The organism is Amycolatopsis taiwanensis DSM 45107 (assembly GCF_000519205.1).
GTDB lineage: Bacteria > Actinomycetota > Actinomycetes > Mycobacteriales > Pseudonocardiaceae > Amycolatopsis_E > Amycolatopsis_E taiwanensis.
Window position 1 is genome coordinate 39,863 of the sequence record NZ_JAFB01000043.1, and the last position, 17,099, is coordinate 56,961.

At 69.2% G+C, this 17,099-nt stretch carries 19 protein-coding genes; 9 read left to right on the forward strand and 10 right to left on the reverse strand.

Annotated elements, in window-relative coordinates:
• Window positions 1-30 precede the first annotated feature (30 nt).
• Entirely contained in the window at window positions 31-384 is a 354-nt protein-coding gene (locus A3CU_RS0129610; RefSeq protein ID WP_027945325.1) for a hypothetical protein, read from the reverse strand.
• 44 nt (window positions 385-428) lie between these two features.
• Here A3CU_RS0129610 and A3CU_RS0129615 point away from each other — a divergent pair, with 44 nt between their 5' ends.
• Complete coding sequence (locus tag A3CU_RS0129615) at window positions 429-1,502, forward strand: GDSL-type esterase/lipase family protein (protein ID WP_027945326.1); 1,074 nt, start codon at window positions 429-431, stop codon at window positions 1,500-1,502.
• Window positions 1,503-1,506: 4 nt separating this feature from the next.
• Here the strand turns inward: A3CU_RS0129615 and A3CU_RS0129620 are convergent, their stop codons facing one another.
• Genes A3CU_RS0129620 through A3CU_RS0129635 form a run of 4 tightly spaced genes read right to left on the reverse strand, consistent with a single transcriptional unit; the run spans window position 1,507 to window position 3,635 of the window.
• Complete coding sequence (locus tag A3CU_RS0129620) at window positions 1,507-1,806, reverse strand: hypothetical protein (protein WP_027945327.1); 300 nt, start codon at window positions 1,804-1,806, stop codon at window positions 1,507-1,509.
• Window positions 1,793-2,026 (reverse strand): hypothetical protein, encoded by a 234-nt coding sequence (locus A3CU_RS0129625; RefSeq protein WP_027945328.1) that lies wholly within the window; start codon window positions 2,024-2,026, stop codon window positions 1,793-1,795. Before A3CU_RS0129625 ends, A3CU_RS0129620 begins: the two co-directional genes overlap by 14 nt.
• Window positions 2,027-2,046: 20 nt before the next feature.
• Window positions 2,047-2,499 (reverse strand): Lrp/AsnC family transcriptional regulator, encoded by a 453-nt coding sequence (locus A3CU_RS0129630; RefSeq protein WP_027945329.1) that lies wholly within the window; start codon window positions 2,497-2,499, stop codon window positions 2,047-2,049.
• Window positions 2,496-3,635 (reverse strand): M24 family metallopeptidase, encoded by a 1,140-nt coding sequence (locus A3CU_RS0129635; RefSeq protein WP_027945330.1) that lies wholly within the window; start codon window positions 3,633-3,635, stop codon window positions 2,496-2,498. Before A3CU_RS0129635 ends, A3CU_RS0129630 begins: the two co-directional genes overlap by 4 nt.
• Before the next feature lie 52 nt (window positions 3,636-3,687).
• Between A3CU_RS0129635 and A3CU_RS0129640 the strand changes: the two genes are divergently transcribed.
• Both A3CU_RS0129640 and A3CU_RS0129645 read left to right on the forward strand, forming a co-directional pair.
• A complete protein-coding gene (locus tag A3CU_RS0129640) occupies window positions 3,688-4,647 on the forward strand; it encodes a 5'-3' exonuclease (RefSeq protein ID WP_043843007.1) in 960 nt (319 codons plus the stop codon).
• Between the two features lie 107 nt (window positions 4,648-4,754).
• A complete protein-coding gene (locus tag A3CU_RS0129645) occupies window positions 4,755-5,243 on the forward strand; it encodes a DUF7144 family membrane protein (protein WP_027945332.1) in 489 nt (162 codons plus the stop codon).
• Window positions 5,244-5,245: 2 nt separating this feature from the next.
• On the opposite strand, the gene A3CU_RS0129650 is transcribed toward A3CU_RS0129645, so the two are convergent.
• Window positions 5,246-6,853, reverse strand: coding sequence for an FAD-binding protein (locus A3CU_RS0129650; RefSeq protein WP_052372395.1), 1,608 nt, complete (start codon window positions 6,851-6,853; stop codon window positions 5,246-5,248).
• A gap of 191 nt (window positions 6,854-7,044) precedes the next feature.
• On the opposite strand from A3CU_RS0129650, the gene A3CU_RS0129655 reads away from it, so the two are divergent.
• The gene (locus A3CU_RS0129655; protein WP_027945334.1) at window positions 7,045-8,415 is read left to right on the forward strand and encodes an FAD-binding oxidoreductase; all 1,371 of its coding nucleotides are present in this window, start codon (window positions 7,045-7,047) and stop codon (window positions 8,413-8,415) included.
• A 17-nt stretch (window positions 8,416-8,432) separates the two neighbouring features.
• On the opposite strand, the gene A3CU_RS0129660 is transcribed toward A3CU_RS0129655, so the two are convergent.
• Entirely contained in the window at window positions 8,433-9,302 is an 870-nt protein-coding gene (locus tag A3CU_RS0129660; protein ID WP_027945335.1) for an oxidoreductase, read from the reverse strand.
• Window positions 9,303-9,377: 75 nt separating this feature from the next.
• On the opposite strand from A3CU_RS0129660, the gene A3CU_RS0129665 reads away from it, so the two are divergent.
• On the forward strand, window positions 9,378-9,941 hold the full coding sequence (locus A3CU_RS0129665; protein WP_027945336.1) for a TetR/AcrR family transcriptional regulator: 564 nt from the start codon (window positions 9,378-9,380) through the stop codon (window positions 9,939-9,941).
• A gap of 16 nt (window positions 9,942-9,957) precedes the next feature.
• Here A3CU_RS0129665 and A3CU_RS0129670 read toward each other — a convergent pair whose 3' ends face one another.
• Both A3CU_RS0129670 and A3CU_RS0129675 read right to left on the reverse strand, forming a co-directional pair.
• A complete protein-coding gene (locus A3CU_RS0129670) occupies window positions 9,958-10,827 on the reverse strand; it encodes an alpha/beta fold hydrolase (RefSeq protein WP_027945337.1) in 870 nt (289 codons plus the stop codon).
• A 383-nt stretch (window positions 10,828-11,210) separates the two neighbouring features.
• Window positions 11,211-11,900, reverse strand: coding sequence for a helix-turn-helix transcriptional regulator (locus tag A3CU_RS0129675; protein WP_027945338.1), 690 nt, complete (start codon window positions 11,898-11,900; stop codon window positions 11,211-11,213).
• Window positions 11,901-11,976: 76 nt separating this feature from the next.
• Between A3CU_RS0129675 and A3CU_RS0129680 the strand changes: the two genes are divergently transcribed.
• The 4 genes from A3CU_RS0129680 (at window position 11,977) to A3CU_RS0129695 (ending at window position 15,348) form a co-directional block, all read left to right on the forward strand.
• Window positions 11,977-12,726: an alpha/beta fold hydrolase gene (locus tag A3CU_RS0129680; protein ID WP_027945339.1), complete on the forward strand. Its 750-nt coding sequence runs from the start codon at window positions 11,977-11,979 to the stop codon at window positions 12,724-12,726.
• Between the two features lie 465 nt (window positions 12,727-13,191).
• Window positions 13,192-13,776: a dihydrofolate reductase family protein gene (locus A3CU_RS0129685; RefSeq protein ID WP_027945340.1), complete on the forward strand. Its 585-nt coding sequence runs from the start codon at window positions 13,192-13,194 to the stop codon at window positions 13,774-13,776.
• Window positions 13,777-13,787: 11 nt separating this feature from the next.
• Window positions 13,788-14,132 carry a YciI family protein gene (locus tag A3CU_RS0129690; RefSeq protein ID WP_027945341.1) on the forward strand — a complete coding sequence of 115 codons (345 nt, stop codon included), beginning with the start codon at window positions 13,788-13,790 and terminating at the stop codon, window positions 14,130-14,132.
• Window positions 14,133-14,136: 4 nt separating this feature from the next.
• Window positions 14,137-15,348, forward strand: coding sequence for an RNA polymerase sigma factor (locus tag A3CU_RS0129695; protein ID WP_043843009.1), 1,212 nt, complete (start codon window positions 14,137-14,139; stop codon window positions 15,346-15,348).
• 142 nt (window positions 15,349-15,490) lie between these two features.
• On the opposite strand, the gene A3CU_RS0129700 is transcribed toward A3CU_RS0129695, so the two are convergent.
• Window positions 15,491-16,510, reverse strand: coding sequence for a hypothetical protein (locus A3CU_RS0129700; RefSeq protein WP_245617407.1), 1,020 nt, complete (start codon window positions 16,508-16,510; stop codon window positions 15,491-15,493).
• Between the last annotated feature and the right edge of the window lie 589 nt (window positions 16,511-17,099).

Genomic DNA, 17,099 nt, shown 5'->3' on the forward strand with positions numbered 1-17,099 from the left:
GTTGCCGACCCTACAGAAAATCCGGACCGCTCACTTCGTTCGTTCCCGCGCCACCCGGTTCAACAGATCGCCGCCGCGATCGAGGCAGTCGGCGCAGATCACCGAACCCCGCTGGGGGCAGCTCATCCTGGCCAGCGCCCGCCGTAATCCCAGGAAGGACCGGCGCTCGCTGCGACCGCAGAACTCGCACGCCTGCTCCCCCGGCGACGAGGCCAGGGCGAGGTGGGTGCCGCCGAGGCTGACTCGTGCCTGCCCGTCGTGGACCAGTTGCAGGCCCGCCTCCAGGCAGTCGACGCAGATCGGTCCCCGTGGGCCGGGCGCGCGGTACTGTCCGGGCCGCGGCGGCCGATCACAGAACCGGCACGGGCTCTGGTTGGTCCTCATGGTTCATCACGGCCCTTCGGTGGGAGTCCGTACACTTTCGTGCGATGCGGCGGTATCGGTGGTGGATCAGTGCGGGAGCGTTGCTCTTCGTGGCCGTCCTGGCGGCGGTGCTCGTTTTGACGTGGGGCCCCGGCACACCGCCGGTAAGGCGTCAGGGGCCGCCCGGAACCGGGCCGCTCACGATAGTTTCTCTCGGCGACAGCACGATTTCTGGCGAAGGCGCTGGGGACTACACCCCTGATACCAATGGCGCCAACGGCGACTGGTGTCATCGTTCTCCCCACGCCGAGGTATTTCAAACCGACGTGCCCGGTATCGAAGCCAAGGTGAACCTGGCCTGTTCCGGCGCCACGTCCGCACAGGTCGGGCTCGGCGACGTCAAGCAATACACCGAGCCGTCACAGGCCGAGCAGTTGGCCTCGCTGGTCAAGACCCACCGCGTCGCGGTGGTCGTGGTGGCGGTGGGCGCCAACGACGACCCGCACTTTTCCCAGCTGGTCAACGAATGCTTCCAGTCCTGGTTCATCACCGATCACGCGCCGTGCAGCGACACCATCAAGGCCACCTGGCAGGACCGGATCGACGCGATGGTGCCGAAGGTCGTGTCCGCGCTGCGTGACGTCAGGCAGGTGCTCGCCCGGGCCGGCTACGAAACCGAGGACTACCAACTGGTGCTGCAGTCCTACGCCGCGCCGATCGGCCCGGACATCGCCGCGGCACTGCAGAACCTCAACGGCTGCCCCTTTCGCAGCGAGGATCTGGTGTGGGTCCGGGACAAGGGAGTGCGGGCCCTGTCCGACGGGCTGGCCAGGGCCGCCGGCGAGACCGGGGCCCGGTTCCTCGATCTGTCCAGGGCCGGTGACGGGCACGAGGCGTGCAGCGGCGGCGCCGACCCGGCGAAGGAATGGTTCAGCCGCCTGACCCTGCAGCTCCATGACCTTTCCGACGCCGACCGCGCGCCCCACGCGCTGCAGGAGTCGTTCCACCCCAACGCGGCAGGCCACGCCCAGATCGGGCGCTGCCTCACCGAGTTCCTCGCCACTCCCCTGCCCTCGTCGGCATGCCTGGTCGGCGCCGACGGCAACCTCCACGCCACGCCCACGCTCACCGCGAGCTGAGCCGCTACAGGTCGAGCGCGGCGCGCAGGGCGATGTCCACGCGTTCCTGCACGCCTGCGTCGATCTCGGCGAGGCGTTCGGTGAACCACGGCCGGTAGAGCCGGGTCACGCTCAGGGTGGACACCCAGAACCGGCTGTCCAGGGCGACACCGAGGATGTCCTGCGGGTCGTATTCGAGCAGTTCGGCGCCCAGCAGCCAGGGCCGTTCGGACTCATTCACGCCGTCCGAAGACAGTACGAGCACCGTCCGTGCCCGGGTGGGCTGTGCCGGTGGGTGATAGGTCCAGATCTCACCCCTCCGCACGCAGCTCCTTTTCGGCCGCGGCCAGCTCCGCCTCGTCGCCTGCCGCCTGCCGCTCCGCGTCGGCCGCCCGCGCGGGCGGGTGGTAGCCGGTGCGGACGGCTTCCCGGCGGGCCGCCCGCGACAGCCAGGAAGACAGCGAAATGCCGTGTTCGGCGGCCGCGCGCTCGGCGAACTCCACCGCGGCCGCATCCAGGGACAGCGTGATCTTACGAGTTGCCATACCTATCACCGTACCGTAGTTCACAGCGTCGGGGACCGGCCTTCGAACGGCGTCGACAGCACCACGGTCGTGCGGGTGGAAACCTTCGCGGACTCCCGGATGCGCCGCAGCAGGTCCTCCAGCGCACGCGGCGATTCCACCCGCACCAGCAGGATGTAGGACTCGTCCCCGGCCACCGAGTAGCACGACTCGATCTCGGTGATGTGCTCCAGCCGCTGCGGATAGTCGTCCGGCGCGGCCGGATCGTTCGGGGTGAGCGAGATCAGGGCGGTCAGCGGCAGGCCGATCTGCTCGCCGTCGAGCCGGGCGTGGTAGCCCTGGATCACCCCGCGCTGCTCCAGCCGCCGGACGCGCTGGTGCACCGCCGAAACCGACAGCCCCACCCGTTCGGCGAGGTCGGTGAAGCTGCACCGCCCGTCCAACGCGAGTTCCCGCGCGATCGCCCGGTCCAGTGGCTCCAACGCACTGGTCATGGCTCGAGGACGACGAGTTCGTGCGGACGGGTGTTCAACGGTTCGACGCCGTCCTCGGTGACCACGACGATGTCCTCGATCCGCGCGCCCCACCGGCCGGTTTGGTAGATGCCCGGCTCGACGCTGAAGGCCATGCCCGCTTCCAGCACGAGTTCGTTACCGCCGACGATGTAGGGCTCCTCGTGCACCTCGAGACCGATCCCGTGCCCGGTGCGGTGGATGAAGTTCTCGCCGAACCCGGCTTCGGCGATGATCTCGCGCGCCGCCGCGTCGATGTCCTGCGCGCGCATCCCCGGGCGCACCGCGGTCACGGCCGCCTGCTGAGCCCGCTGCAGGACCGCGTAGGTCGCCGCCACGTCGGCGTCGCGGGGCTCACCCACCGCGTAGGTGCGGGTGGAGTCGGAGTTGTAGCCGTCGGGCAACGGGCCGCCGATGTCGATCACGACCACGTCACCCCGCTCGATGACCCGGCCGGACACGTCGTGGTGCGGGCTGGCTCCGTTCGGGCCGGACCCGACGATCACGAAGTCGGCGTGGGTGTGGCCCTCCTCGACGATCGCGGCGGTGATGTCCGCGCCCACCTCGGCCTCGGTGCGGCCGGGCCGCAGCCACTCGCCCATCCGCGCGTGCACCCGGTCGATCGCCGCGCCCGCCCGCCGCAACGCGTCGATCTCGGCGGCGTCCTTGCGCATCCGCAGCTCCCGCAGGACCGGCCCGGCCAGGGTTTGCCGCGAGTCCGGCAACGCCGCGCGGAACGGCAGCACGTGACGCGCCGCGGTGTCGTCGCTCACCGCGACCCGGCCCGGCCGGCCCAGCCGGGCGGCCACCATTCGGTACGGGTCCTCGCCGTCGACCCAGGTGACCACCTCGACGCCGAGTTCCGTGGTCGGCACGTGCGCGTACCCGGGCGCCTCCAGCTTCGGCACCACCAGCGCGGGGACCCCGTCGCCGGCGGGCAGAACCAGCGTGGTCAGCCGTTCCAGGGAGCCGCCTGCCTCGCCGATCAGGTAGCGCAGGTCCGCACCGGGTGAGATCAGCAGGGCGTCGGTCTCGGCCTGGGCCGCGGCGGCGCGGGCACGGTCGAGTCGGGCACGGAGGGTGGCCGGGTCCATGGCCCGGGGAGATCGGCTTGACATGGGCAAAGCCTATCGGCTCCCGCCTGGGCGGTGCCGGGGACAGCGGGTCGGCATGCAGGGGGTCTGGCAGGCTGTGCTCGTGACGTTAGCCCTGCTGGACTCCGCGAGCCTGTACTTCCGTGCGTTCTACGCGTTGCCCGACTCGCTGACCGCGCCGGACGGCACGCCGGTCAACGCGGTACGCGGGTTCGCCGACACGCTCGCCCGGATCCTCACCGAGCGGCGGCCCTCCCGGCTGGTTGCCTGCCTGGATGCCGATTGGCGGCCGCAGTTCCGGGTCGAGGCGCTGCCCAGCTACAAGGCGCACCGGGTCGCCGGCCCGGACTCCGACGCCGAAGATGTGCCCGACGCGCTCACCCCGCAGGTGCCGATCATCCTCGACCTGCTCGCCGCGGTCGGCCTCGCCACGGCGGAAGCGCGGGGCTACGAGGCCGACGACGTCATCGGCGCGCTCGCGGCCCGCGAAAAGCAGGACCCGGTCGAGGTGGTCACCGGTGACCGCGACCTGTTCCAGTTGGTGCGCGACGAGCCCACCCCGGTGTCGGTGATCTATGTCGGCCGGGGCTGGGCCAAGGCCGAGATCTTCGGCCCCGCCGAGATCGCCGCGAAATACGGGGTGCCCCGCGACCACGCTGGTCCTGCCTATGCCGACATGGCCATCCTGCGCGGCGACCCGTCGGACGGCCTCCCTGGGGTCGCCGGGATCGGCGAGAAGACCGCCGCCCGGCTCATCACCCAGTTCGGCTCGGTCGAAGCCCTGCTGGATGCGGCCAGGACCGGCAGCACCGAGCTGCCGCTGAAGCTGCGGCTCAAGATCAGTGGCGCCGAGGACTACCTCGACGCCGCGCCGACCGTGGTCCGCGCGGCCACCGGCGCGCCGGTGCTGCTGTCCGGACCGGACACCGTGCCGGCCCAGGCCGCCGACCCCGGCCGGGTCGCCGAACTGGCGCAACGCTGGAACCTGGGTGGCTCGGCGCAGCGTCTGCTCAAAGCGCTCGAAGCACGGCCGTGAACCACCACGCGCCAGACGGCTCGTAAACCACCTCAAGCGGGCGAGGACCAGGCCCCGTGCCCGATCGATCATCAAGGTGAACCGGTCGGCCACAGTTGGGAGGGGCCATGGGTGAACACACGCATCCAGGAACTCCGGCAGCGGACGGTGCACCGCCCGCCTCACCCCAACGCGAAAGGTCCGTCGCGCCGGAACGGGAAATCCGCCCCGGCTCGGCCTGGGTGGGCTGGATCTGGTTCGCCGGGGCCATGATGATCCTGCTCGGCTTCTTCAACATCATCGAAGGCATCGTCGCCCTGTTCAGCCCCCGGTTCTACATCGTGAGCCCGTCCGGCCTGCTGTTGTTCAACCTGACCGGCTGGGGCCTGGTCCACCTGATCATCGGCATCCTCGCCGTGGCCGCGGGGGCCGCGCTGTTCACCGGTGCGCTGTGGGCTCGCATCACCGCCGTGGTGCTCGCGGGCATCAACGCCATCGCCCAGCTCACGTTCCTGTCCGCGCACCCGGTGTGGGCCACCATCGTGATCGCGCTGGACGTCGTGGTCATCTGGGCCGTCATCGCGCACGGCAGGGAGGTCGAACGCGCGGCCTGGTGAGCTCAGGATGCGCCTGCGGCGGCCGAACCGGCCCGCCGGCCGGAGAAGACACAGTCCGCAATGGACAGTCCGCTTACGTAGGATTCCGAGCACACCCCGACCGCGGTGCGTCCCGCCGCGTAGAGGCCGGGAATGGCGGAACCGTCCACCCGCGTCACCGCACCCGATTCCTCGTCCACGGTCAGGCCACCGAGGGTGATCATCGGACAGGGGAAGCCCCGTTGTGTCCGAAGTGAACAGTCGAAGGCGTAGAACGGTCCCCGTTCCAACGGATGTACGTGCTCGGCGTCCTTTCCCATCCGGTCCTTCCCGGACCGGGCATCGGCGTTGTAGGTGTCGAGGGTGCGCCGGAGCCCGGTGGGATCGATCCCGGTCCGCGTGGCCAGTTCCTCGATGTTGCCGGCCTTGAGGTGGCCCACCGTGAACAGGTAATTCGCCTGCCAGCGCTGGAACCACAGCGTCTGCCCGGCCAGTTGCGACTTGGCCGCGTCCAGGATGCGCTGGTCGATGATCAGGTACGCCTTGGCGTCGCGCTGTTCCGCTATGTGGTCACCGATCCGTGCTCCGTAGTAGAGCTCGTTGCACAACCGCTCGCCGTCGCGGTTGACGAGCACGCCCTCGACAAGCGAGAGCGGCGGGTTGAAGAACCGCCAGGCGGAGACTCGGTGCATGCGTGCTGTCGCTCCGCCGGCGGACTCGCCGAGCCGGATGCCGCTGCCATCGTCGCCGATGGTGCCCAGCGACGAGCCGCTGCGGTAGGGCGGGGCGTGTTCGGCGAGCATCTTGCGGTTGAAGACGAACCCCCCGGCGGCCAGGATCACGCCTCGCCGCGCGCGCACCCGCCAGGTGCGGCCGTGCCGGGCCTCCAGCCGCCGGATCGGGCCGTCCAGCAGTCTGCCCGCGGGCCGGAAATAGATGTTGAGCTTACGGTTGGACACCGACAGCCACCGGTGTGCCAGCCGTCCCGTCGTCGAGGTGATCCGGCGGCATTCCACGCCGGTCACCCGGCCGTCCGCGTCGGTGGTCAGACCGGTCACCCGGGTCTGGCGCGCCACCCGCACCCGACGCTGTGTCGCCGCTCGTGCCAGGGCTTTGAACAGGACTTTCCCCGAGGTGCCCCGGCCCTTCGCACGGTGGCCGCGCGGCGCGGGCGTCGCGGCGTCGCGGAACGGTGGCGCCGCCTCGCTGCCCGAGTAGTAGAGGTAGTAGTCGTTGGTGGGGTAGGACGTTTTCCGCGGGGCCAGGCTGCCCTCGAAGGGGACACCGTTGGCGGCGAGCCAGTCCAGGTTCGCCACGCTGTCTGCGCAAAAACGTTCCAGGGTGGCCGGCGAGACCGCGTCGCCCACCTCGAGGCGAAGGTAGTTGAGCATTGCCTCGACGCTGTCGTCGCAGCCGGCTTCCTTCTGGTAGACGGTGCCGCCGCCGGCATAGACCACGCCGCCGCTGATCGCCGTCGCGCCCCCGCCCTGGAAGCGGTCCACGACCAGCACGTCCGCGCCGCGATCCGCCGCCTCGATGGCCGCGCACGCCCCCGCCCCGCCGAACCCCACCACGACCACGTCGACCTCGGTGTCTTCTAGGGCTACGGCCCTCTTCCACGCCTCGGGCATCGTCGCTCCTCACCAGCCGTTCACCTGGGCCCCGAGTGTAGAACGTGTTCTCATTCATGTCGACGGGCCGCGCCTGCCGGCGACAACCACGGGCGCGACATCCACAGAGGACTTCCGCCTCTAGCCGTGACGCATCGCGGACGGTGAGCTGAATTCTTACGCCATCACGGGGTCGACCGGAGGAAGGCGACATGAGTGCTCCCACTCTCGACACGTTGCGGCAACGGGTTCGTGGCGAGGTGATCACCCGGGACGACGAGAACTACGACGAGGCCCGCAGGGTCTACAACGCGATGATCGATCGCCACCCGAGGGTGGTCGTCCGGGCCGTCAACGCCGGGGACGTGCTGGCGGCCGTGAACTTCGCCCGGGAACACGGGTTCGACCTGGCCGTGCGCGGCGGTTCCCACAGCGTGCCGGGATTCGGCACGTGCGACGACGGGGTGGTGATCGACCTGTTGGCGATGCGCGGCGTCCGCGTCGATCCGAGGAACCGGACCGCGCGCGTGGAAGGCGGTGCCACCTGGGGAGACTTCAACGCGGCCACGCATGCGTTCGGGCTCTCCACCACCGGTGGCATCATCTCCACCACCGGTGTCGGCGGCCTCACCCTCGGCGGCGGCATCGGTTACCTCGACCGCGCCGCCGGATTGTCCTGCGACAATCTGATTTCCGCCGACGTGGTGACCGCGGACGGCCGTTTTGTGGTCGCCAGCGAAAGGGAGAACGATGATCTGTTCTGGGCGTTGCGCGGGGGTGGCGGCAACTTCGGTGTCGTGGTCTCCTTCGAATTCCGGCTGCACCCCGTCGCCGACATCTACGGCGGGCCGATGCTGTTCGAACTCGACGCGGCGCCCGACCTGCTTCGCTTCTACCGTGAGTTCATCGTCGACGCGCCTGAACAGTTCGGCGGGTTTCCCGGATTCCAGATAGCGCCGCCGTTGCCGTTCATCCCCGAAGACCGGCAGGGCGAGCCGTTTGCGCTGTTCGTCGCCTGCTGGACGGGGCGCCTCGACGAGGGCGAGCAGGCGATCAATTCGTTGCGCGAGATCGGCCCGGTCGTGGCCGAACTGGTGGGGCCGATGCCCTACCCTGCGCTGAACAGCGTGTTCGACCCGCTGGTGCCTCCGGGACTTCAGCACTACTGGAAAGCCAACTTCGTCACCGAGTTGACCGACGAGGCAATCGCGGCGCACCTCGAGCACGGCCCGGGACTGCCTGCGGTGAACTCGGCAGTGCACATTTATCCCATCAACGGCGCCTGCCACCGGGTCGCTCCGGACGCCACCGCTTTCGCCTACCGGGAAGCGAACTTCGCCACCGTGATCGCGGGAATGTGGCCCGACCCCGCGGACAACGACACGGCAATCCGCTGGGTCCGCGACTACTATCACGCGACCGCACCGCATTCGGAAGAAGGCGGCTACGTCAACTTCATGGCCACGGACGATCAGGACCGGGTCAGGGCGAACTACAAGGGCAATTTCGACCGGCTCGTGGAGGTCAAGAAACGTTACGACCCGGACAACCTGTTCCACCTCAACCAGAACATCAAACCCTGACGAGGTATTCGTACGGGTCAGACGGGGTAGACGACCCCGGTGAGCCGTTCGGAGACCTCCCACAGGCGTTGCTGTGAACCGCTGTCGCGGGAGCGGGCGCTGGACTGGACCCGTTGCGGGTATCCGCGTATTTCGAACAGGCCGCCGGGGCCGTAATACTCCCCGCCCTGGGCAGTCGGATCCGTGGCGGCGCGCAGCGTGGGCAGGGCGCCCATCGCGGGGGTTCGCCCGAGCAGCCGGGCGATCACGAGGTTCGGGATCCGGAACAATGCGGACGAGTAGCGGAAGATCTCGGTGGTTGCCCCGCCCGGGTGGGCGGCCAGCGCGACCGTGTTCGAGCCGTCCAGCCGCCGGTTCAGTTCGTGGGTGAACAGCAGGTTCGCCAGCTTCGAGCCGGCATAGGTGCCGGCAGACCGCAGGTCTTCGGTGTCGATCCGGCCGAATCGGTGGCCGATGCTGCTGACCGTGACCACCCGCGAACCCGGCACCGGCAGCATCCGGTTCAGCAGCAGGCCCGTCAGCGCGTAGTGGCCGAGGTGGTTGACCCCGAACTGGATGTCGAACCCGTCCCGTGTCCGGCCGGTCAAACCGGTCACGCCGGCGTTGTTGATCAGCAGGTCGAGCCGCTCGTACCGTGCTTGGAACTCGTCGGCCGCCTCGCGCACGGAAGTCAGCGACGCCAGGTCGAGGCGGAGGACGTCGGTGTCCGGGCCGATTCGTCCGGCGGCCTCCTTCGCCTTGTCGAGGTTCCGGCAGGCGAGCACGACGCGTGCGCCGCACCGGGCCAGCGCGCTCGCTGTTTCGAAACCGATTCCGGTGTTGGCTCCGGTGATCACGGCGACCCGGCGCTGCTGATCGGGAATGTTCGCCGCTGTCCAGTTATCCATGCCCACTCCTTAACATGAACGACTCGTTCATGTTTTATTATGAACCACGAGTTCACCTTCTCGGCAAGGGGCGATGTGACCGGACGAACAGGACTACGAGCGGACGCCGCGCGCAACCGTGGGGCGATCCTCCATGCCGCGCGGGCGCTTCTGGTGGCGCGCGGCCCGGAGGTGGGGATGGACGAGATCGCGACGCAGGCGGGCGTCGCCGTCGGCACCCTCTATCGCCACTTCCCCACCAAGCAGGACTTGATCGAGGCCATCGCGGAAGACCTCGGCGCAACGATCGCCGAGACACTCGACGCTGCCGTCGCCGGGATCATCGACGGTCACCGCACCGCGGCGGACGAGATCATGGACCTGATGCGCCGGGTGGTCGTCGAGATGGGAGACGAGCGACTCCTCCGGGCCGCCCTGTCGGACCTGGCGCCGCAGGTTTTCCAGGCGATACAGGCACATGCGAGGGAATCGGTCGAGCGAATGATCGCCATGGCGCACCAGGCTGGCACGCTGCGCCCGGACATCACGGTCGACGACGTGATCCTGTTGCTGACCACCTCTCCTGGCGAGCAGACCCCGAAGCCCGCGCGGTTGCGCTGGCTGGAACTGGTCCGAAACGCACTGACCGCCGCGAAGTGACGATCTTCGCCGGCTGTCAGGCGTCGTGACTGAGCAAGGAGCGGAGAATCTGTTCGGTGTGCGTCCACAGCACGGCTCCGCCGATATCGGGGACCAGCCGGCGATGTGCTCTGGGAATGCGCCGGGCCAAGGTTTCGCCGTTGTCCGGCGAGTGGCTCCTGTCCTCTGCCCCGTACCAGACGTCAACCGGGCTGGTGATCGCGGACAGGTCGAAGGGCCAACGTCCCATCGCCAGGACGGTGTCCCGCGCATAGCCGGCCGCCGCCCCCTGGCTGAATGCCTCGGTCAAGGCCCGACGGTAGGCGTCCTCGAACGCCGGGGCGCGGTAAACGGCGAGGTCCGACTGCGGGCTGCCCTGGGTCACCAAACGCCACATGGCGTCGGCGTCGAAACCAGCGAAAGTGGCCTCGGCCGCGGCCGGATCGGAAGCCACCAGCTCCACCAGTGCCCGCAGGTCATCGGGCAGCAGCTCGGTGAATTCCGGTGCTGCGATCTCGTCAGCAGCGGATACGATCGCCAGCGGTCCCGCCTGCCCCGATGCCGCACAGGCCAGAGCGAACGGCGCGCCCTGTGAGTTGGCGATCACCGGCGGGCGCCGGAAGCCACGAGTCTCGGTGAAATGCTCGATGTCCGCGGCGAAGTCCTGGAACGTACGGCCCGGGAAAGGGCTCGAGGCCCCAAGCCCGGGGCGATCCACCGAGATCAGCCGTGCACCAACCGACTCCACCACCCCGCTGGTCAACCCGAGCCACCGGCTCGTCGCCGCACCTGGGATCAGGAGTACCGCAGTGCCGTTGTCGGGCCCCCATTCCGCCCAGGCAAGCCGTCGTCCGTCGGGCAAGCCGGTCTCGCCCAGTCGAGCCGGCGCATCGATTCGCGCGTTCATGGTTCCATGATCGCGGCAGGACAGCGGCCCTTGCACCACAGTTCCACGGACACAGGCGCCCGAGCGGCTGAGTCGCGATCACAGTAGGCAGCGGGAATTCGACGTAGTCCGTCTCGCCGCAGAGGTCACGGCCGTCGAGATAATGCAGGTTCGGGTCGTCAGCCACCCGCTGTCCGACGATCACCCGCTGTCCGACGATCCGGGCGAGCGCGTCGCGGATGACGTTGAGTGTCAGGGGCGTTGTCGGCTGGACGGCTGCGGCGCATCCCCTGGCGCTCGCAGTCGAAGGTGAGTGATCAAGCCGCGGATGTAATCGGCGCAGTGACCAGAGGACCCCGGGCGCGGTTGACCGCAGCCGATGAGGGCGCGTCCCTGACGGCCGTTTACACGGCGGCCGGACGCGCCGTGTCCGGCGGTTCGCCGACCTCCGACACGGCGTGACCGGAGCAGGGCCGTCGAGTCGCCGTCGCCCGGGCGATGCGACCAACCTCGAACCACCGCACCGCGTCACGCAGCAGGCACCAGCCGACGAGATACCAGTGTCCGCGGCGGAACGCGAAGAGGAGCGGCTCCACCGCACGGCGGGTGGCGCGGCCTTGGGCGTCGGTGTACGCGATGTTCACGACACGCTGGTCGAGCATTGCCTGCTCCAACGGGGACATCACCCGACGGGGCGCACCGGATGCCACGTCGACCCAGACTCTCGTGGCGAGGTCCGTCGCACGACGGCGGGTGGCCGGGTCGACGACGTCGAGTACCTTCCGCGTCGCGCTGCGCGCCGAGTCACCGAACGGACCCACCCCGAGGACGGTCACCGCCGCCGTCAGGGCAAGGGCCTGGCTCGGACCGAGGTTGACCGGTGGTAGGGATCCGGTCTCGGAAAGGCCGTATCCGCCACCCGGGCCGGTACGGCTCCAGATCGGCAGGCCCGCGGCAAGGAGCCCAGCGATGTCGCGCTTCACGGTGCGCGTCGTCACCTCGAGCTCGGTGGACAAGCTCTCCGCGGTGCGGCCTCGTCGACCGGCACGCCGCAGGCTCTCGGTCAGTGCCTGCAGCCGTTCCGCGCGCCTCACGCTCCGCGCTCCCGTCCACAATTCATGACAGAAATGGTGACATACGGCGGACCGCCGTCCCCCATAACCTCTGGCCATGACATCGAACTGGACGAAGCAGGGCGCGGCGGCCGTCCGCCCCGCGTTGGTACTCGTGCCCGGCCACTGGCTCGGCGCGTGGGCATGGGACGGCGTGGTGCCCGCACTGCGCGAGCTGGGCCATGCGGTGACGGCACTGACACTTCCAGGGCTGGATCCCGACGACCCTGATCGCGCCGCGCGCACGCTGGACGAGCAGGCGAGCGTCCTGGCCGACGCGGTGGCACGTGCCGCGGCGGGCGGCCCAGTGGCACTCGTGGTGCACAGCGGCGGCAACTTCCCCGCGATGCTCTTCCTCGACCGCCGGCCCGACGCCGTGACGCACGTCGTCTATGTCGACAGCGGGCCGGTCGCCGACGGAGCGATCTTCGACGCCGAACTACCTGACGACGTCGACGAGGTCCCTCTGCCCGATTTCGACGTGCTCGCGCAGAGGGCGAGCCTTGAGGGAATCGACGCCGCCGCGCTCCGGCGCTTCCGCGATCGGTCGGTGCCCGAGCCGGGGCCGATCATGCGCGAGCGGATCTCGCTGCACGACGACCGGCGGCTGTCGGTCCCGGCGACGATAATCGCGTCGTCGTTCCCGTCCGAGGTCATGATGACCATGGCCCGCGAGGGGCACCCGATGATGGCGGAGACCGCGCGGCTCACGAACCTTACCCTCGTCGACCTGCCTACGGGGCACTGGCCAATGTGGAGCCGTCCGGACGAGCTGGCCGCCGCCATCTCGAAGGCCGCCGGCCACTAGCCCCTGGCCATACACCGCACCGTAATGGCAAGGCCGGCATTTACCGGGCGCTTCGCGCTGCCCGCCGTTCCTCGAGCCCCAGATCGCCGACGAGGACGGCGGGCCTGCATGTGCTCGCGGGCTCGATGCCCGGCCTGCCGTACCGCGGCCTCCGTGGGGTGGGACCGGAATACGTCAGAAACCTGCGACGGTAGTGGCAAGAACGTCCCGGCGGCGGACGACCCGTGGGACGCCGCGCCGCCCCCGGCCAGCGGCGGCTTCGTCGACGAGCCGCCGTCCTGACCGGTCGGCCGTGCTGCGGGGAAACACGACCCCGCAGCACGGCGCCGTGGCTGAAGTCGAAGACCTCCTTCCGGTCAGGCATATCCGCCCAGCTTCGCGGCGGTGTCGATTTCGCTGGGTGTCGTTCGTGTAGGGGTGACGGGCTCGCAGCGGGCGGCCCGCGAAACCCAGAGGGAGCACTCGATGCCTTCGATCACGGTGACGATGAACGTCACGCTCGATGGTGTGGTCCAGAGTCCGGGGCGGCCGGATGAGGACACCCGCGGCGGATTCACCTACGGCGGCTGGGGGCAGGGTTATTGGGACGAGGTGATGGCCCGGGAGATGGGGGTGGGCATGAGCACGCCGGGCGGCATGCTGCTCGGCCGCCGCACCTGGCAGGACTTCCGCACTGTCTGGGGAAAGGCGACCGATGACAACCCGTTCAGCACGCACATGAACGCGGCCACGAAATACGTGGTCTCCCGGACCTTGAAAGATGTGGACGCTTGGCAGAACTCGGTGCTGCTGCACGGCGATGCGGTCGCGACGGTGGCCGAGCTGAAGGCCCAGTCGGACCAGAATCTGTCAATCATCGGCAGCGCGTCGCTGGTCCGCACCCTGCACGCTGCCGGCCTCATCGACCAGTACACGCTACTGATCCACCCGCTGGCCTTGGGCAGCGGTTCGCTGCTGTTCGAAGACCCGGCCCCGCGAGCCGGCTTCGAGCTCACCCGTAGCGTCGCGACCACCACGGGCGTCATCATTGCCCGGTACATTCGCCGGTAAAGGAGCGGACCGTGCCGCAGTACCTGCTCTCCATCTACCAGCCCGACAGCGGCATGCCCGACGCCGAAACCATGGCCCGCATAATGGCCGACCTGCACCGGCTCAACGAGGAGCTGCGTGAGAGCGGCTCGTGGGTGTTCACCGGCGGCCTGCATTCCCCGGACACCGCGACGGTCGTCCGGCCCGACGGCATGATCACCGACGGCCCTTACCTCGAGGGCAAGGAGCACATCGGCGGCATCTGGATCATCGACGCGCCCGATCTGGACGCGGCCTTGGTCTGGGGGCGCAAGGCCGCGGCCGCGACGACGCTGCCGATTGACGTACGCCCGTTCCGGAACGCAGCGCCGTCCTGACGCCATGTTGCCGGAAGAGATCGCGGCCGTCTTCCGCGCCGAGTACGGCAGGGCCGTCGCCGTTCTTGTCCGCGTGCTGGGCGATATCGGTCTGGCCGAAGAGGCGGTCGCCGACGCGTTCACGACCGCCCTGCAACGCTGGCCGGACGAAGGCGCGCCGCCCAGTCCCGCCGGCTGGATCATCACCACGGCCCGCAACCGGGCGATCGACCAGCTGCGCCGAGAGTCGGCCCGTGCGCACAAGCACGCCGAGGCGACGGTCCTGCACGCCCCAGCAGAGCACGTCGAGGAGGGCGCCGTGCCCGACAACCGGCTGCGGCTGGTGTTCACCTGCTGCCACCCGGCACTCTCCCGTACCGCGCAGGTGGCGCTCACCCTGCGCCTGCTCGGCGGGCTCACCACAGCCGAGATCGCCCGCGCCTTCCTCGTCCCGGAGGCGACCATGGCGCAGCGGATCGTCCGGGCGAAGGCGAAGATCCGCCACGCCCGCATTCCTTACCGGGTGCCGCACGAGGCCGATCTTCCCGAACGTCTCGACGCGGTGCTCGCGGTGCTCTACCTGATCTTCAACGAGGGCTACACGGCGACAGCAGGCCCCGAACTCATGCGCGCAGACCTGTGCACCGAGGCCATTCGACTCGCCCGGGTGCTGGCCGAACTGATGCCCGACGAACCCGAGGCAGCGGGACTACTCGCCCTCATGCTGTTCACCGAAGCCCGACGGGCCGCGCGTACCGACGCTGACGGCGTGTTCGTCCGGCTCGCCGACCAGGACCGCTCGCAGTGGGACGGCTGTCTCGTCGCGGAAGGCCGGGCCATCGTGCGCGCCTGCCTGCGCCGCAACCACCCGGGCCGTTACCAGCTTCTCGCCGCGATCAACGCCGTGCACACCGACCCGGTCACCGACTGGAGCCAAGTCCTCGCGCTTTACGACCAGCTGGCACAACTCGACCCGAGCCCGGTCGTCGCGCTCAACCGGGCGGTCGCGGTGGCCGAGGTCGAGGGTCCCGCCGTGGCACTGCGCCTCGTGGAGGAGTTGAACCTCGACCGCTACCACCTGTTCCATGCCATCCGCGGCGACCTGCTCGCCCGGCTCGGACGCGCGGTCCAGGCCAGGCAGTCCTTCGAGGCCGCTGCGGGGCTCACCAAGAACCAGCGGGAACGCGACTACCTGCTCACGCGATGTCGCTCACTTACCTCTTCCGATCAGGTCTGAGCGCGGATTTCCGGTGCCTGAACCCGGAACTCGGCGGCCTGAAGTGGGAAGTCGGCGGCCTGGGGCGGGGACACGGCGGGGTGAGCGGAAAACCGGGTGGTTACCGGGGATTCCGCTCACCGTGTGCCGCGTCTGGAGGTGCTCAGCGTTTCGTCGGGCAGTCGAGGTTTTGCAGCGACGCCTGCAGCCGCTGCGACAGGAACTCGAACAGGTTCGCCGCGCCCGCGTCCGGAGAAGGGGCCTTGACGAGCAGGGCCTTGTCCGTTTGGAGCCGCTCGGCACCGATGTTCTTGATGTTGGCGCAGTAGGCCCGCGCCGTGTCCACGGCCGGATCCACCGGCGGCTGGTTGACACCGGCCCGGTACAGGTTCGCCTTCTGGATGCTCACCTTCCCGTCGACGAGCACCATCGGATCGTTCGGCGGGACCAGCGCCATCGGCTGCGCCTGGTGCGCGGCGGCCTGCAACTCGTTCAGCGCCAGCGAGGTGCTCGGCGTGCCATCCGCGGTCAAATCCGGTGCGGTGAACGGCTTGCAGCCCAGCGCGGGAGCGACGTTGGTGTTGAGCAACCCGTTGTCGCTGCCGTTGGTGAGTTTGGTGGTCTTGCCGAGTTGGGCCGTGCCGGCGACCCCCGCCTGCGCGGTGCGACCGTCGCGGGTCGCGACGTAGGTCGTGGTGACGTTGTCGCTCTGGTCCTGGTCGACCAGGCTGAAGTCACGCACGCTCGGGCATGGCAGGCCGTCCTTGGCCGTGCCCAGCGGCGGGATCACCAACTGGTTCTTGGCGACCGCGGCGTTGGCCGCGGTGAAGAACGCGGGCGCGTTGCAGTGGGCGAACTGCCCGAACAGCGAGTCGCGCAGACCGTTCACGCAACTGCCCTGCGTGAGCGAATTCCCGTTGCCGGCCAAGGTGAGCGTGTCGCCGTTGAAGCCGAACCAGATGCCCACCACGGCGCCGGCGGGCAGCGACGGCGCGACCGGTGCGACCGCCGGCGAGGTATCGCGATCGATCACCAGCGGGCGGTAGACCGACAGGTTACCGGTCGCCGGGTCGAGGATGGTGGCTTCCACGAACGCGGACTGGTTCGGGTCCGCCTCGCGGCAGGGCCCGCCCGGCGAGGTGCCGCTGAGGACGTACGGGGTCGCGAGTCCCTGTGCTGTCAACGGGTTCGGCGGGACCGTCAGGGTGCAGTTCGGGTTTGGCGGGTTCTTCTGGGGCCGCTGCGGGTTCTCTCGTTTCCACTGCCTCCCCTCAACGGCGCCATTGCGGTCTCTCTCGGGTGCCATCCCATCGTTCGGGGCAGCCGACGTGGCCCGACCCGTGTCGGGGGCACGCGAGGTGCTCCGGGCCGTGTTGGGGGCAGCCGACGTGCCCTGGGTCGTATTCGGGGAAGCCGATGTGCGCTGGGCCGTGTCGGCGAGTGCCCGCACGTCCTGCTCGCTGGTGTGGGACGCGAGTGCCGTGAACGCGGAGACGAGTGCCACCGGTACCACGAGTAGCGTCGCGAACAGGAATCGTCGCGCAGGCCGGGGTGCGCGATGACGAGGCCTGTGTTTTGGCAAGAAAAATTCTCCTACATTGATCGATCTGCCAGGTATTCACCTGTCCCCCATCGAACGGGTGCGAACGCTAGCACAGATAACTTCTTGATCACATCACTGTGATCCAGTCCCGGTGGGACGGACCGCGGACCGACCGTGGTGGACGTGACATCGATCAAATTTTCCTTGCCAGCTAAGGAAAATCGGCCGA